The sequence below is a fragment of the Dokdonella aquatica genome, from assembly GCF_051987395.1.
Lineage (GTDB): Bacteria > Pseudomonadota > Gammaproteobacteria > Xanthomonadales > Rhodanobacteraceae > Dokdonella.
The window spans coordinates 4,148,818-4,163,428 of record NZ_CP197094.1 but is presented as its reverse complement, the minus strand read 5'-3'; the positions used below and the strand labels follow the sequence as shown (position 1 = coordinate 4,163,428).

Genomic DNA, 14,611 nt, shown 5'->3' with positions numbered 1-14,611 from the left:
CTCAGCGCGACGCGGACGAGGCCGGTGCGTGCGCGACGACGCGATTGCGGCCTTGCCGCTTGGCGTCGTAGAGCGCCCGGTCGGCCGCGCCGACCGCGCCTTCGATGCGGCCAGCCGAGGCGTTCCACTCCGCCACGCCGATGCTCACGCTGACCATGACGTCGCGGAAATCCGCGGTCGCGACGGCGGCGCGCAGGCGCTCGGCGAGCACGAGGCCCTGCTGCACGCCGCTGTCGTAGAGGATCACCGCGAACTCCTCGCCGCCGTAGCGGAACAGCGCCACGCCGGGATCGAGGATCCGGCCCAGCTCCGCAGCCGTCTCGGTGATGATGCGGTCGCCGACCAGATGGCCGTGCTCGTCGTTGATCGCCTTGAAGTGGTCGATGTCGATGAGCAGGAACGTGCAGCGGCTGGCGGGGCCGGCATTGTCGGCGAGCTGGTCGATGGCCTCGTTGAAGGTGCGCCGGTTGAGGCAGTTGGTCAGTGCATCGTGGTCGGAGTGGAAGCGCAGCAGCGCGCCAGCGCGCTCCTGCAGCAGCGCGTAGGTGTAGATGAAGCACACGAGCAGGCCGTAGCCGCTCGCGAAGCGCACGACGTCGATCGCGGCCACCTGCTGGACGAGGAACGCGCAGGTGTAAAGCCCGTACAGGACCATGCCCGTCAGAGCCCGCCCGCTGCCGAGCAGGAATACGAGCAGGGGCGGGAAGATGTAGGCCCAGTGCTGCATCGGCTTGTCGTGCAGCGCGCCGAACGGGATGACGACGACGAGCACGACACCGATCACGCTGAAGAAGATCGTTGCGCCGAGCTGGCGCGGCAGCGTCAGAAGGCCGACGACACAGGCACCCGAGGCGATGAAGATGCCGCCTGCGAGCCAGGCCGTGTCCGTGTAGCCGAGGCTCGTGTTGAGCGTGCCGAGCGCGACCATGAGCACGGTGATGAGCACGCCGAGCACGAGCGCGACGCGCCACCGCATCGTCTCGCGCAGGATCGAAAACGAATCGCGACGCCTCGTGGCTGCCACGGTGCTCCCCCGGAACCGGGGGTCATGCTAGCGCAAAGAGGATGGCCGGGGCCTGCGCGGAAACCGCCTGCGACACGCTTCCGGACGTTGCAATCGTTTACGCGGACGGTCGCGGGTTCGCCGGCCGTCGGGGGGAGGCCGACGGGGCGCCAGCTCGCGCGCGGCGAGCGCTCGGCCGTCCCCGCATGCGATCATGCGGGATGACCGATTTCAGTTCGCTCCCGCTTCCTCCCGACCTGTTGCGCGCCGTCGCCGCGGCCGACTACGCGACGATGACCCCCGTGCAGGCCCAGGCCTTGCCGCCGATGCTCGAAGGTCGCGATGTCGTCGCCCAGGCCCGCACCGGCAGCGGCAAGACCGCGGCGTTCGCGCTCGCGCTGCTGGCCCGCCTGGATCTCTCCGTGGTGGCGCCGCAGGCCCTCGTGCTGTGTCCGACCCGCGAACTCGCCGACCAGGTGTCGCGCGAGATCCGCCGTCTCGGTGCATTCCTGCTCAACCTCAAGCTGTCGACGTTCTGCGGCGGCATCCCGCTGCGTCCGCACCTGGCCTCGCTCGCGCATCCGCCGCACGTCGTCGTCGGCACGCCGGGTCGCGTGCAGGAACTCGTGGATCATGGCGCGCTCGCGCTCGACGGCGTGCGCTGCCTCGTTCTCGACGAGGCCGACCGCATGCTCGACATGGGCTTTCTCGAGGCGATCGAGGGGCTCGTCGTGACGATGCCGCGCGAACGCCAGACGCTGCTGTTCTCGGCGACGATCCCGGAGTCGATCCGTACCGTCAGCGCGCGCCTGCAGCGCGATCCGGCGAGCGTCACGCTCGACGAAGGCGAGACCTCCGCCGATGTCGAGCAGCGTTTCCACGAGGTCGACGCACGCCGGCGCTTCGACGCGCTCGAGCGCGTGCTCGGCGCCGAACGTCCGGAGTCGGCGCTCGTGTTCTGCAACACCCGCCGCGACGTGCAGGATCTCGCCGACGGGCTCGTCGCGAAGGGCTTCTCCGCGCTCGCGTTGCACGGCGACCTCGACCAGCGCGATCGCGACGAGACGCTCGTGCGCTTCGCCAACCGCAGCTGCAGCGTGCTCGTTGCGACAGATGTCGCCGCGCGCGGCCTCGACATCGACGACCTGCCTCTCGTGGTCAACTGGGAGGTTTCGACCGATCCCGACGTGCACGTGCACCGCATCGGCCGTACCGGACGGGCAGGTCGCCAGGGCGTCGCGGTCAGTCTCGTCGCGCCGGCCGAGATGCCGCGCATGGCTGCGATCGAGTCGCGCACCGGCACGCGGGTGCGCTGGACGCCGCTGCCGGTGTCGACCGGCGGTCCGCTCGTCGCCTCGATGGCGACGCTGCGCATCGACGGTGGCCGACAGGACAAGCTGCGCCCCGGCGACATCCTCGGCGCGTTGACCGGCGATGCCGGCGTCGACGGCAAGGCGGTCGGCAAGATCGCCGTATTCCCGACGCGCTCCTACGTGGCGATCCGCACCGATCTCGCCGCGACCGCGCTCAAGCGCCTGCGTGCAGGGCGCATCAAGGCGCGTACGTTCCGCGTGCAGCCCTTGTAGCAGGCCGTCAGCCGAGCAGCGCGAGCAGCTGCATGCCGAGTGCGGCGACGCCTGCCGCAAGAAGCGCGAGCAGAATCGCCGTGACGTCGAGCAGGCGCGCGCGGCGTGCGGCGTCGCCACCGACGAGGATGGGTGTGTCGCGTACGACGCGCGCACCGAGGGGTGGCCAACGTCCGGTCGTGCGCGTGCGGCGTGCGCTGCGCGCCGCGTGCCAGGCGAGCGCGGCGAGACAGACCGCGACGGCGGTCAGCGTGATGCCGGTCAGGGTACGCACACGCAGGATCAGCATGGGGATCGCATCCGTGGCGCTCGCCGCGGCGAACCAGCGGTGGAACGCCACGAGCGATGCGGCGAGCAGGATCGCCGCGCAGGCGAGCACGATGATCGTCGTGCGGCGCAGGCGCGCGTCGGCGCGCAGGATCTCGTCGGCCATGCGATGTCCCCGTGGCGAAGCGCGCAGCATAGCGGCGCACGGTGCGGCGGCCGTGCCGTATATCGCCCAATCCCTGCGCCGGTCTATCCTTGCGTGATGGACACCACGCTTCCGCGAACCTGCGCTCTCTTCGCCTCCGCCGCCATGCTCGTCGCCTGCGGGAGCATGCCGGGGCGCTCGTCGGTTCCCGCCACGGCCGCGACCGGCGGCTCTGCCGATCTCGCGGGTACGTACGACAACCACGAACAGGTCTGGCAGGCCGGTGCCGCGGCGTCGCCGCGCGTGCGCATCGAGGTCGTGCCGCTGTCGCGCGCGGGCTGGTACGGCTGGACGACACGCTTCGAGGGTTCCGGCACGCTGGTGTCGACGCTCGTGCTGCGCGTGGACATGGCAGGCGACGCGGTGACCGTGATCCCGTACCGAGGCGCCGGAGCACCGCTCGGCAAGGCCTTCGATCCCGCGCAGTGGACGCCACTCGACGCTTGCGCACTGCGCGGCAACGTGCAGCCCGGCAAGCTGCGCATCGATGCCGATGCGACCGCATGTGCCTCGATCGCGGCCGGCCTCGGCGCCGAAGCCGCACTTCTGCCCTTGTCGATCGAGCGCGATGGCGACTGGTTGCGCACGCGCCTGTACGCCGACCAGGCGCGTGGCGCCGAGGCGCGCAGCGAGGCGCGACGCGTGGTCGCGTTCACGGGCTGGGCCGCCGTCAACGGTGCGGGTCGCCAGGCGACCGCCGACAACACGGACTGGCACATGTCGCGCGACCTGCGCCTCGACAACGAGGGCGGTCGCGTCGCGCTGGCGTGGCGTGACGGCAAGCCGTCGGGCTATTCGTTGCTGCTCGAGCGCCTGACCTACCGCGAGAGCGGCACCGACATGCTCAAGCTGTCGGTGGTCGAGGATGCGAGCGGTGCGGTCGTGGTCTACGCCTGGGCCGATCCGACGTCGTCGCGCATCGGTGTCAACCTGGGCTGGGTCCAGGTCGGCCTCGAGCGCGCTGTGTCGGTGGAGGGCAGGCGATGAACACGGAGAGTGGCGCTCCCGTCGACACGATCACGTGGGGCGACTTCGAGAAGGTGCTTCTCGTCGCGGGCACGGTCGTGCGTGCCGAGGTGTTCCCCGAGGCGCGCAAGCCCGCGCACAAGGTCTGGGTCGACTTCGGCCCGTACGGCGAGAAGAAGACGAGCGCGCAGGTCGCGCACCTCTACACGCCCGAGGATCTCGTCGGCAGGCAGGTCATCGGCGTGATCAACTTCCCCGAGAAGCAGATCGGCCCGTTCCGCTCGCAGTTCCTGCTGACCGGTTTCCCGACCGACGACGGCATCGTGCTCGCCGCGCTCGAACGCCCGGTGCCGAACGGCACGCGGCTCGCGTAACGCCGGCCGGGCCATCGCCGCTGGCCCGATGCCCTCGCAGGCATCGGGCCAGGATGGCGGGAGGGATCAGAGCGCTTCGAAGATGCCCGCTGCGCCCATGCCGGTGCCGATGCACATCGTCACCATGCCGTACTTCTGCTTGCGGCGACGCAGGCCGTGGATCAGCGTGGCGGCACGGATCGCACCGGTCGCGCCGAGCGGGTGGCCGAGCGCGATCGCACCGCCGAGCGGGTTGATCTTCGACGCGTCGAGGTCGACGTCGCGGATCACCGCGAGCGCCTGCGCGGCGAACGCCTCGTTGAGCTCGATCCAGTCGAGCTGGTCCTTGGTCAGGCCGGCCAGTGACAGTGCCTTCGGGATCGCCGCGATCGGGCCGATGCCCATGACCTCGGGGCGCACGCCGGCGACCGCGAACGACACGTAGCGCGCGATCGGCGTGAGGTTGAACTCCCTGATCGCCTTCTCGCTCGCGAGCAGCAGCGCGCCGGCACCGTCGGACATCTGCGAGGCGTTGCCGGCCGTCACGCTGCCGCCGGCCGTGAACACCGTGCGCAGCTTGGCCAGGCCTTCGGCCGTGGTGTCGGCACGCGGGCCTTCGTCGGCGTCGATCGTGCGCGTGTCGGACTTGATCGTGCGCTTGGCCAGGTCGGGGTAGCGGTCGTCGAGCGTGAACGGGACGATCTCGTCCTTGAACTCGCCGGCCGCCTGCGCGGCGAGCGCCTTCCGGTGCGAGGCGAGCGCGAACGCGTCCTGGTCCTCGCGGCTGACCTTCCACTCGCTGGCGACGTTCTCGGCCGTGATGCCCATGCCGTAGGCGATCGCGATGTTCTCGTCGCGGAACGCGGCCGGGTTCATCGCGATGCGATGGCCCATCATCGGCACCATGCTCATGCTCTCGGTGCCACCGGCGAGTATGAGGTCGGCATCGCCGGTGCGGATGCGGTCGGCGGCGAGCGCGATCGCCTGCACACCCGACGAGCAGAAGCGGTTGATCGTCTGCGCGGCGACCGTGTTGGGCAGGCCGGCGAGCAGCACGCCGATGCGCGCGACATTCATGCCCTGCTCGGCCTCGGGCATTGCACAGCCGATCACGGCGTCCTCGATGCGCGAGAGGTCGAGTCCGGGCGAACCGGCGACGGCCGCACGCACGACGTGCGCGAGAAGGTCGTCGGGGCGTGTATTGCGGAACACGCCACGCGGCGCCTTGCCGACCGGCGTGCGCACGGCGGAGACGATGTAGGCGTCCTGGAGCTGCTTGGTCATGCGAGATCTCCGGCGCGCATGCTGGCAGGCACGCGGCGCGTCAGGAAGAAGGAACGGGGGAGGTGAGGGGCGTCCGGCGTCGTGCGCATCGTCAGTTCCTCAGCGGCTTGCCGGTCGTGAGCGTGTGCGCGATGCGGTCCTGCGTCTTGGCCATCTGCGCGAGCTCGACGAAGTGCTTGCGCTCCAGATCCAGCAGCCAGCGCTCGTCGACCTGTGAGCCACGTTCCACCTGGCCACCCGACAAGGTGTCGGCGATGCGGCTCGCGATCTCGAAATCGTGCGGCGAGATGAAGCGGCCCTCGAGCATGTTGACGAGCATCATCTTGAGCGTGGCCGTGCCGACGTCGCCGGCGACCGTGATGTCGCGCGCCGGCAGCGGCGGACGCCAGCCTGCATCGGCGAGCTGTGCGGCCGTGCCGATCGCGACGTGCAGCAGCTCGTAGGCGTTGAACACGACGATGTCGTCGGGGCGCAGCAGGCCGAGCTGCTTGGCCTCGAGCGCACTGCCCGAAACCTTGGCCATCGCGATCGTCTCGAACATCTTCTTGATGCCGTCGAAGGCGTCACCGGTCGGATTGCGCGAGGCACGCAGCGCGAGCTCCTTGAGGCCGCCGCCCGCGGGCAGCAGGCCGACGCCGGCCTCGACGAGGCCGATGTAGCTCTCGAGCGCGGCGACCGTGCGGGCCGCGTGCATCTGGAACTCGCAGCCGCCACCGAAGGCCATGCCGCGCACCGCGGCGACGACCGGCACGAGCGCGTACTTGATGCGCATGCTCGTGGCCTGGAAGTTCGACACCATCGCGTCGAACGCGTCGACCTTGCCGGCCTGCAGCAGGCCGAGCGCGCCCTTGAGGTCGGCGCCGGCCGAGAACGGCTCGCCGGCCTGCCAGATCACGACGCCCTTGAAGGTCTTCTCGGCTTCCTCGATCGCGCGCTGCACGCCGTCGAGGACCGCATCATTGACCGTGTTCATCTTGGTCTTGAACGACAGGATGCCGATGTCGCCGCCGCGCGACCACAGGCGCACGCCGTCGTTCTCCCACGCGGTCGTGCCGGTGTCGAAGCGCTCGCCGAGCAGCGGATCCGGGAAGTACTGGCGTGCGTAGACCGGCGCCGTCGAGCGCGGCACGTCGCTGCCCGTCGCGGGCGAGAACGAACCGTCCTTGCCGTGCACGCCGTCGCGGCCGTCGGTGACCCAAGCCGGCAGCGGCGCATCGCTCATGGCCTTGCCGGCCGCGATGTCCTCGGCGATCCACTGCGCGATCTGCTTCCAGCCCGCGGCCTGCCAGGTCTCGAACGGGCCGAGCTTCCAGCCGTAGCCCCAGCGGATCGCGAAATCGACATGGCGCGCGGTGTCGGCGATGTCGGCCAGGTGGTAGGCCGTGTAGTGGAACAGGTCGCGGAACATCGCCCACAGGAACTGCGCCTGCGGATCCTGCGAGGCGCGCAGTGCGGCGAACTTCTCGGCCGGCGCCTTGATCGCGAGGATCTTCGCGACCTCGTCGCTCGCGCCTTCGGTGGCGGGGCGGTAGTCCTGTTTCGCGAGATCGACGACGTGGATGTCCTTGCCGACCTTGCGGAAGAAGCCCGCACCGGTCTTCTGGCCGAGCGCGCCCTTGTCGATGAGCGCCTTGAGCCACGCCGGCGCCTGGAAGTAGCGATGCCAGGGGTCGTCGGGCAGCGTGTCGTGCATCGTCTTGATGACGTGCGCCATCGTGTCGAGGCCGACCACGTCCGAGGTGCGGTAGGTCGCGCTCTTGGGACGCCCGATCGCCGGACCCGTGATCGCGTCGACCGCGTCGAAACCGAGCTTGTACTGCTCGGTGTGGTGCATCGTGGCGAGGATCGAGAACACGCCGATGCGGTTGCCGATGAAGTTCGGCGTGTCCTTGGCGTAGACGACGCCCTTGCCGAGCGTCGTGGTCAGGAAGGCCTCGAGGCCGGCCAGCAGCGAGGCGTCGGTGTCCTTCGCCGGGATCAGCTCGACGAGGTGCATGTAACGCGGCGGATTGAAGAAGTGGATGCCGCTGAAGCGCGGGCGCAGCGCGGCCGGCAGCGCCTCGGCGAGCGCATTGATCGACAGGCCCGAAGTGTTGCTCGCGACGAAAGCAGAATCAGAGACATGCGGCGCGATCTTCGTGTAGAGGTCGAGCTTCCAGTCGAGGCGTTCGGCGATCGCCTCGATGATCAGGTCGCACTCGCCGAGCAGGTCGAGATGCTCGTCGTAGTTGGCCGGGATGATCGCCGCCGCGCGCGTGCCGTCGGCCAGCGGAGCCGGCGACAGCTTGGCGAGGTTGGCGATGGCCTTGAGGGCGATGCCGCTCTTGGGACCTTCCTTGGCAGGCAGGTCGAACAGCACGGTTTCGACGTTGGCGTTGGTCAGGTGCGCGGCGATCTGCGCGCCCATGACGCCGGCACCGAGCACGGCAGCCTTGCGGATGCGAAGCGGATGGGTCATGTGGTACCTCGGGGAGGGACAGCGGTCGGACGGGACGCGGACGCGTCCCGGGTCGGGCGGAAACGGGGTGCGTGGGTGTTCACTCGGCGCGCAGGCCGGCCGCGGCAAAGCGGATCAGGTGCTCGGCGGCGCGCTCGCGGTAGGTCTGCTCGCTCATGCTCGCGCGGCGCTTGATGACGCCGAAGTCGGCCATCGCGTAGGTCAGCGCACCGGCGATGATGTCGATGCGCCAGTACAGTTCTTCCTTGTCCAGATGCGGCAGGCAGGCGCCGAGGGCGGCCGCGAAGGCCTTGAGTGCCTGGCCGTAGTTGTCGGACAGGAACTTGCGCAGGCGCTCGTTGTGCTCGGCGTAGGCGCGTGCGAGCACGCGCACGAAGGTGGCGCCACCGGGTTTGTCGATCGACAGCGAGAGGGCGGGGCGGATGAACGCGGCGAGCAGGTCCTCGAGCTTATGCGAGGGCTTCGCGAGCACCTCTTCGAGCGTGGCCAGGCGTTCGCTGTTGAGTTCGTCGAGGCGGCGGCGGAACACCTCGTTGACGAGGTTGTCCTTGGAGCCGTAGTGGTAGTTGACCGCGGCGAGGTTGACCTTGGCTGCCGCAGTGAGCTCGCGCAGCGAAGCTCCGGCGAAGCCGTTGCGCGCGAACAGTTCCTCGGCGGCGTCGAGGATGCGCTCCTTGGTCGAGAAGTGCGGGGCGTTCATGCGGGCGTCGCGACGGGTCCGAGGTCCAAACGATCGTTTGAATCATACGCCTGGCCAGAGCGTCCGGCAAACCCGAAAGGCGAACAAAATCGCAGTCTTGGGGTGCAAGCCGGCGCGGAAACCAGCTAGAATGCGCAGCGGATTTGTCCGCTAACTGCCCGGATTGTCACCGCTTTGCATTGCAGCAAAGGTGCCGGCGCTTCGTTTACCCGCAAAAATCAAGGCTCAAGAACCATGGCGCTGGAGCGCACCCTTTCGATCATCAAGCCCGATGCCGTCGCCAAGAACGTCATCGGCGACATCTATTCCCGTTTCGAGAAGGCCGGCCTCAAGGTCGTCGCCGCGCGCATGAAGCAGCTGTCGCGCGCCGAGGCCGAGGGCTTCTACGCCGTGCACCGCGAGCGTCCGTTCTTCAACGCGCTCGTGGAATTCATGATCTCGGGCCCGGTCATGATCCAGGCGCTGGAAGGCGAGAACGCGATCGCCAAGAACCGCGAGCTCATGGGCGCGACCGATCCGAAGAAGGCCGACAAGGGCACGATCCGCGCCGACCACGCCGACTCGATCGACGCGAACGCCGTGCACGGTTCCGACGCCGCCGAGACGGCCGCGGTCGAGATCGCGTACTTCTTCGCCAGCACCGACGTCGTCTCGCGCTGAGGCCGCCGCGGTGAGTGATCCACGCACCAACCTGTTCGGCCTGGATCGCCAGGGCCTGCGCGATTTCTTCGCGCAGGCCGGCGAGAAGCCGTATCGCGCCGACCAGGTCATGAAGTGGATGTACCACCGCCACGTCACCGAGTTCGCGCTCATGACGGACGTGGGCAAGGCCTTGCGCACCAAGCTCGAGGCCGTTGCCGAGATCGTCCCGCCGAACGTCGTGTTCGAGAAGCAGTCCAGCGACGGCACCCACAAGTGGCTGCTCGGCATGGACGGCGCGAACGCGATCGAGACCGTGTTCATCCCCGACGGCACGCGCGGCACGCTGTGCGTGTCCTCGCAGGTCGGCTGCGGGCTCAACTGCCAGTTCTGCTCGACCGCCACGCAGGGCTTCAACCGCAACCTGTCGACCGCCGAGATCATCGGCCAGGTCTGGGTCGCGGCGCGTCACCTCGGCAACGTTCCGCACCATCAGCGCAAGCTCACCAACGTCGTCATGATGGGCATGGGCGAGCCGCTGCTCAATTTCGACAACGTCGTGCGCGCGATGAGCATCATGCGCGACGACCTCGGCTTCGGCCTCGCCAACAAGCGCGTCACGCTGTCGACCGCCGGCCTCGTGCCGATGATCGACCGTCTTTCGGACGAGAGCGACGTGTCGCTCGCGGTGTCGCTGCATGCGCCGACCGACGAGCTGCGTACGCAGCTCGTTCCGCTCAACAAGAAGTACCCGATCGCCGAACTGCTCGAGGCCTGCATCCGCTACGCGCAGCGCCGCCCGCGCACCTCGATCACGTTCGAGTACACGATGATGAAGGGCGTCAACGACCAGCCCGAGCACGCGCGCCAGCTCATCAAGCTCATGCGCAAGGTGCCGAGCAAGGTCAACCTGATCCCGTTCAACCCGTTCACCGGCACGCGCTTCGAGCGCTCCGAGGAATCGGCGATCCGTGCGTTCCAGAAGATCCTGCTCGACGCCAACGTGCTCACGATGGTCCGCCGCACGCGCGGTGACGACATCGACGCGGCCTGCGGCCAGCTCAAGGGCCAGGTCCTCGACCGCACGCGTCGCCAGGCCGAGTTCCGCCGCAGCCTCGATGGAAAGGTGTCCGATGCCGCGTGATGCCTCGCTCCCGCCGCTGGCCGCGGGTGTGTTCGCCATGCTGCTCGCCGGCTGCGCGAGCGACGGCGGCGCCCGACCTGCATCGGGCGGGCGCTCGCCTGGCGGCACGGTCAAGGAAGCCGGTTCCGCGAAGACCGAGGCCGCGCGCGTCAACACCGAACTCGGCCAGAAGTACATGGCGCAGGGCAAGCTCGAGCTCGCGCTCGAGAAGCTCACGCGCGCGCTGCAGAACGATCCGCGCTACGTCGATGCGCACACGGTCATCGCGGTGCTCTACGAGACCATCAACGAGCAGGCGCTCGCGGAAGAACACTATCGGCGCGCGACCCAGCTCAAGCCCAAGTCGGGTTCGGAGGCGAACAACTACGGCGCCTACCTGTGCAAGATCGGGCGTTACGACGAGGCGGCGACGTATTTCGAGCGCGCCATCACGGATCCGTTCTACCAGACGCCCGTCGTGGCCTTGACCAACGCCGGGACGTGTGCGATCAAAGGCGGCAAGTTCGATGCGGCCGAGAGGGATCTCAAGCTTGCCTTGGACCGGGGGCCGGACAATGCCGAAGCGCTGTTCCAGATGGCGATGGTGTTGTACCGCAAGGACGACTTCTTCCGGGCCCGTGCGTTCATCCAGCGCTACGAGTCGCTCGGCCAGCCGAGTCCCGAATCGCTGCTGCTCGGACGCAACATCGAGCTGAGGTTGGGGAATGCGGACGCCGCCACGGACTACACGCGGCGCCTGCGGCAGAACTTTCCGGAATCGGAACAGGCGCGTTCGCTCGACGCACCGTCCTCGTCATGACCGCCGCGGGCCGGGAGGCCGGGCGGGGCGTGACGGGAACGTGTGGCGCGGGACGCGGCAACGACAATCACGAAGAACAGCTCCAATTGCTGTTCGGTGCGGAGACTGAAGTCGTGAGTGAGACCGGCATCGACAACCTGGATCCGAAGCCCCGTGCGGAGGATGCCGTCGCGGCGGCACCTGCCGACGTCGACGCGACGGTCGGACAGCGCCTGCGCGCCGGTCGCGAGCATCGAGGGTGGAGCCGCGAGGAGGTGGCGAACCGCCTGAAGCTCCAGGTCAGCGTGATCCGCCGCATCGAGGAAGACGACTACAGCGGCATCGCGCATTCGGTGTACCTGCGCGGCTACCTGACCAGCTACTCGCGCCTCCTCGGCTTGCCCGTGACCCTCGCCGACGAGATCGTGGCCACGCGCGGAGAGCAGGCGCCGCTCGTCTCGACGGGCACGGTGTCGCGCTCGCGCTACCTGCTCGACCGCTACTCGGTCAGTGCCACGTACCTCATCCTCACCGGCCTCGTCGTCGGCCCGGCGGTGTGGCTGGCCACGCACGGCGGGCTCGAGCAGAACTTCGCACGCACGGAGCTGCTCGACGTCGCTCCGCCGCAGACCACGCTCGCGCGCGAACAGGCGCGCAGCGAACTCACGATCGAGCCGGTCGCCGTCGACGGTGCCGCGCCGGCCGTCCCGCCGCCGGCCACGCCGGTCGAGGACGCGCCGATCATCGCCTCGATGGCGCCGTTCTCGAGCCTTTCCCAGGCGCCCGCCGCAGCGCCCGTGCCGGCCACGACGCCTGCCGTCACCGGCACTCACACGCTGATACTCAGGCTCAAGCAGGCGAGCTGGGTGGAGATCCTGTCGGCTTCGGGCGAGAAGCTCGAGTACGGCCTTCTCCCCGCCGGCGCAGAGCGCTCCTATGCGTCCGACGGAGCGATCTCGGTGCGCCTCGGCAATGCCGAAGGTGCCGAGGTGGTCGCGGACGGCGAGGCGATCGACCTCGCACCGTTCCGTCGTGCGAACGTGGCCCACCTCAAGGTGTTCGGCGACGGCGCGCGCGCCTCGCGCGTGGAGTGATTCGGGCGGCTTTCTCCCGATTTCCTGCACGCGTTTTTTACGGGCACGTCCCGGTTTCCTGATACGCTACGGCCCCCGCGCCGCATCCGCCGCCTGTCGGCGGTCTCTCGCGTCCGCGCCCAAATCTGGTGATGCGCAATGGCTTTCGAAGTCCTCGACGAACACGAACAAGGTGAAGTGGTGCGCAAGTGGTTGCGCGCCAATGCGATGTCGATCGCGATCGGCATCGCGATCGGCCTGCTGATGATCTTCGGCTGGCAGCAGTGGAAGGCACGCGACCTGCGCGCGCAGGGCGAAGCCGCCCTGCAGTACAAGGCCTTCACCGACGCGGTCGAAGCCAAGCGCGACGACGAGGTCGCCTCGATCGCGTCGGCGCTGCGCAAGGACCACGCGAAGAGCCCGTTCGCCGTGTTCGCGGCTCTGCACACGGCCGAGAAGGCCGCCGGCAAGGGCGAGTTCGATGCCGCCGCGGCCGACCTGCAATGGGCGCAGTCCAACGTCAAGGACGAGTCGCTCAAGGCGCTCGCCTCGTTGCGCCTCGCGCGCGTCACGCTCGCCAAGGGCGACGCCGATGCCGCACTCAAGCTCGCCGACGGCGTCAAGGACGCCTCCTACGCTGCGACGCGCGACGAACTGCGCGGCGATGCCCTCGCGAAGCTCGGTCGTGCCGACGAGGCGCGTACCGCATACACCGCCGCACTCGGCAAGCTCGATCCGATGACTCCGGGTCGTGACGTCGTCGAGATGAAGCTCGCCGACCTGCCGGCTTCCGCGACGACGCCCGCGGCTACGCCGGCTGCGGCCGAGAAGCAGAACTCATGAGGCGCGCCTTCGTGCTCGTGGCCGCCGTGTCGGTGGCCCTCGGCGGCTGCAACTGGCTCAGGAACCTCGGCAAGAAGGACAATGTCGAACCGCCGACCCCGCTCGTCGACATCACCTCGACGGCCAACGTGTCGCGCGTGTGGAGCACGGGCACCGGCAAGGGTGCCGGCGAGTCCGGTGCGCGCATGCGCCCGGCCCTCGATGGCGATCGCCTCTACGTCGCCGGCGTCGACGGCAGCGTGCAGGCGCTCGACGCCTCGAGCGGCAAGACGCTGTGGAGCGTGCGCGAGAAGAAGATCCGCTGGAGCGGCGGCCCGGCCGCACAGGGTGATCTCGTCGTCGTCGGAGCACTCGACGGCACGGTCCGCGGTTTCTCGGCGAGCGACGGCAGCGAGCGCTGGACGTTCAAGATCAACTCCGAAGTCATCACCGCGCCCGCGATCGCCGACGGCCTCGTCGCCGTGCGCGCCCAGGATGGCCGCCTCTACGGCGTCGATCCGGCCGACGGTACCCGCAAGTGGGTCTACGAGCAGTCCGTGCCGATCCTGAGCCTGCGCGGAAATGCCTCCCCGCAGATCGGCAGCGGCTTCGTGTTCGGAGGCTACGACAGTGGCCGCGTGGTCGCCGTGCGCACGAGCGACGGTGCGCAGGCCTGGACGCAGATGCTTTCGGTCGGCGAAGGCCGCACCGAAGTCGAGCGCCTGTCGGATGCCGACGGCAACCTCGTGCTCGACGGCAACGAGCTGTTCGCCGCGGGTTACCGCGGCCAGCTCGCGGTCTTCTATGCCGACAGCGGCCGTCCTGCATGGGGACGCGAGCTGTCGAGTTTCGCCGGCGTCGCGGTCGGTGCGAACGCCGTCGTCACGAGCGATGCCGAAGGCAACGTCTGGGCGTTCGACCGAAACAGTGGCGCCAACCTGTGGAAGCAGGAGGCGCTCAAGCACCGCTGGCTCGGTTCGCCCGCGATCGTCGGCAGCTATGCCGTCATGGGCGACCTCGAAGGCTACGTGCACTGGCTGCGCCTCGACGACGGCGCGATCGCCGCGCGCGAGCGGCTCGGCAAGAAGCCGATCGAGAGCGCGCCGGTCGTCTCCGGCGACATGGTCTACGTCGAGGATGTCGCCGGCCACGTCGGCGCGTACCGCACGCAGTAAGCACATGCGTGCGGCGCGAGGCGCCGCACGCCACCGCCTTGCGGCGACGCCGCCCGCGCGACACGCGGGTGGGTCGCCGCAAGGCGTTTCCATGATCCACCCCGGCGGCGCCGGGAGCGCGGACCCGCACGCGCGTGCCCTGCACGCACGTCGCGCAA

Annotated in this window: 14 protein-coding genes; 9 read left to right on the top strand and 5 right to left on the bottom strand. The window is 69.1% G+C overall.

The window, feature by feature from the left end; translation table 11 throughout:
• Nucleotide 1: 1 nt before the first annotated feature.
• A complete protein-coding gene (locus ACQQ2N_RS18470) occupies nucleotides 2-1,024 on the bottom strand; it encodes a diguanylate cyclase (protein WP_440223039.1) in 1,023 nt (340 codons plus the stop codon).
• Between the two features lie 200 nt (nucleotides 1,025-1,224).
• On the opposite strand from ACQQ2N_RS18470, the gene dbpA reads away from it, so the two are divergent.
• Nucleotides 1,225-2,589, top strand: coding sequence for an ATP-dependent RNA helicase DbpA (gene dbpA / locus ACQQ2N_RS18465; RefSeq protein ID WP_440223038.1), 1,365 nt, complete (start codon nucleotides 1,225-1,227; stop codon nucleotides 2,587-2,589).
• Nucleotides 2,590-2,596: 7 nt separating this feature from the next.
• Here dbpA and ACQQ2N_RS18460 read toward each other — a convergent pair whose 3' ends face one another.
• Nucleotides 2,597-3,022, bottom strand: coding sequence for a hypothetical protein (locus ACQQ2N_RS18460; protein ID WP_440223037.1), 426 nt, complete (start codon nucleotides 3,020-3,022; stop codon nucleotides 2,597-2,599).
• Nucleotides 3,023-3,187: 165 nt separating this feature from the next.
• Between ACQQ2N_RS18460 and ACQQ2N_RS18455 the strand changes: the two genes are divergently transcribed.
• Complete coding sequence (locus ACQQ2N_RS18455) at nucleotides 3,188-4,048, top strand: hypothetical protein (RefSeq protein ID WP_440223036.1); 861 nt, start codon at nucleotides 3,188-3,190, stop codon at nucleotides 4,046-4,048.
• Nucleotides 4,045-4,401 carry a tRNA-binding protein gene (locus ACQQ2N_RS18450; RefSeq protein WP_440223035.1) on the top strand — a complete coding sequence of 119 codons (357 nt, stop codon included), beginning with the start codon at nucleotides 4,045-4,047 and terminating at the stop codon, nucleotides 4,399-4,401. The genes ACQQ2N_RS18455 and ACQQ2N_RS18450 overlap by 4 nt, the downstream gene beginning before the upstream one ends.
• Nucleotides 4,402-4,467: 66 nt before the next feature.
• Here ACQQ2N_RS18450 and ACQQ2N_RS18445 read toward each other — a convergent pair whose 3' ends face one another.
• The 3 genes from ACQQ2N_RS18445 to ACQQ2N_RS18435 all read right to left on the bottom strand — a co-directional run bounded on the left by ACQQ2N_RS18445 (nucleotide 4,468) and on the right by ACQQ2N_RS18435 (nucleotide 8,822).
• A complete protein-coding gene (locus tag ACQQ2N_RS18445) occupies nucleotides 4,468-5,664 on the bottom strand; it encodes an acetyl-CoA C-acyltransferase (protein WP_440223034.1) in 1,197 nt (398 codons plus the stop codon).
• A gap of 91 nt (nucleotides 5,665-5,755) precedes the next feature.
• Nucleotides 5,756-8,122, bottom strand: a complete 2,367-nt coding sequence (locus tag ACQQ2N_RS18440; RefSeq protein ID WP_440223033.1) for a 3-hydroxyacyl-CoA dehydrogenase/enoyl-CoA hydratase family protein — start codon at nucleotides 8,120-8,122, stop codon at nucleotides 5,756-5,758.
• Between the two features lie 79 nt (nucleotides 8,123-8,201).
• Nucleotides 8,202-8,822: a TetR/AcrR family transcriptional regulator gene (locus tag ACQQ2N_RS18435; protein WP_440223032.1), complete on the bottom strand. Its 621-nt coding sequence runs from the start codon at nucleotides 8,820-8,822 to the stop codon at nucleotides 8,202-8,204.
• Between the two features lie 234 nt (nucleotides 8,823-9,056).
• Here ACQQ2N_RS18435 and ndk point away from each other — a divergent pair, with 234 nt between their 5' ends.
• The 6 genes from ndk to bamB all read left to right on the top strand — a co-directional run bounded on the left by ndk (nucleotide 9,057) and on the right by bamB (nucleotide 14,453).
• Nucleotides 9,057-9,482 carry a nucleoside-diphosphate kinase gene (gene ndk, locus ACQQ2N_RS18430; protein WP_440223031.1) on the top strand — a complete coding sequence of 142 codons (426 nt, stop codon included), beginning with the start codon at nucleotides 9,057-9,059 and terminating at the stop codon, nucleotides 9,480-9,482.
• Between the two features lie 10 nt (nucleotides 9,483-9,492).
• The gene (gene rlmN / locus ACQQ2N_RS18425; RefSeq protein WP_440223030.1) at nucleotides 9,493-10,605 is read left to right on the top strand and encodes a 23S rRNA (adenine(2503)-C(2))-methyltransferase RlmN; all 1,113 of its coding nucleotides are present in this window, start codon (nucleotides 9,493-9,495) and stop codon (nucleotides 10,603-10,605) included.
• Nucleotides 10,595-11,404: a type IV pilus biogenesis/stability protein PilW gene (gene pilW, locus ACQQ2N_RS18420; RefSeq protein WP_440223029.1), complete on the top strand. Its 810-nt coding sequence runs from the start codon at nucleotides 10,595-10,597 to the stop codon at nucleotides 11,402-11,404. The genes rlmN and pilW overlap by 11 nt, the downstream gene beginning before the upstream one ends.
• Nucleotides 11,405-11,517: 113 nt before the next feature.
• Nucleotides 11,518-12,477 carry a helix-turn-helix domain-containing protein gene (locus ACQQ2N_RS18415; RefSeq protein ID WP_440223028.1) on the top strand — a complete coding sequence of 320 codons (960 nt, stop codon included), beginning with the start codon at nucleotides 11,518-11,520 and terminating at the stop codon, nucleotides 12,475-12,477.
• Nucleotides 12,478-12,615: 138 nt separating this feature from the next.
• Nucleotides 12,616-13,299, top strand: a complete 684-nt coding sequence (locus ACQQ2N_RS18410) for a YfgM family protein (RefSeq protein ID WP_440223027.1) — start codon at nucleotides 12,616-12,618, stop codon at nucleotides 13,297-13,299.
• Nucleotides 13,296-14,453, top strand: a complete 1,158-nt coding sequence (gene bamB, locus ACQQ2N_RS18405) for an outer membrane protein assembly factor BamB (protein WP_440223026.1) — start codon at nucleotides 13,296-13,298, stop codon at nucleotides 14,451-14,453. Before ACQQ2N_RS18410 ends, bamB begins: the two co-directional genes overlap by 4 nt.
• Nucleotides 14,454-14,611 lie beyond the last annotated feature (158 nt).

Bases quoted from the DNA above. Each gene is read 5' to 3' on its own strand.
- ACQQ2N_RS18445 (WP_440223034.1), bottom strand. From the start codon at position 5,664: ATGACCAAGCAGCTCCAGGACGCCTACATCGTCTCCGCCGTGCGCACG.
- ACQQ2N_RS18440 (WP_440223033.1), bottom strand. From the start codon at position 8,122: ATGACCCATCCGCTTCGCATCCGCAAGGCTGCCGTGCTCGGTGCCGGC.
- ACQQ2N_RS18410 (WP_440223027.1), top strand. From the start codon at position 12,616: ATGGCTTTCGAAGTCCTCGACGAACACGAACAAGGTGAAGTGGTGCGC.
- dbpA (WP_440223038.1), top strand. From the start codon at position 1,225: ATGACCGATTTCAGTTCGCTCCCGCTTCCTCCCGACCTGTTGCGCGCC.
- bamB (WP_440223026.1), top strand. From the start codon at position 13,296: ATGAGGCGCGCCTTCGTGCTCGTGGCCGCCGTGTCGGTGGCCCTCGGC.
- ACQQ2N_RS18455 (WP_440223036.1), top strand. From the start codon at position 3,188: ATGCCGGGGCGCTCGTCGGTTCCCGCCACGGCCGCGACCGGCGGCTCT.
- ACQQ2N_RS18435 (WP_440223032.1), bottom strand. From the start codon at position 8,822: ATGAACGCCCCGCACTTCTCGACCAAGGAGCGCATCCTCGACGCCGCC.
- ACQQ2N_RS18450 (WP_440223035.1), top strand. From the start codon at position 4,045: ATGAACACGGAGAGTGGCGCTCCCGTCGACACGATCACGTGGGGCGAC.
- ndk (WP_440223031.1), top strand. From the start codon at position 9,057: ATGGCGCTGGAGCGCACCCTTTCGATCATCAAGCCCGATGCCGTCGCC.
- pilW (WP_440223029.1), top strand. From the start codon at position 10,595: ATGCCGCGTGATGCCTCGCTCCCGCCGCTGGCCGCGGGTGTGTTCGCC.
- ACQQ2N_RS18460 (WP_440223037.1), bottom strand. From the start codon at position 3,022: ATGGCCGACGAGATCCTGCGCGCCGACGCGCGCCTGCGCCGCACGACG.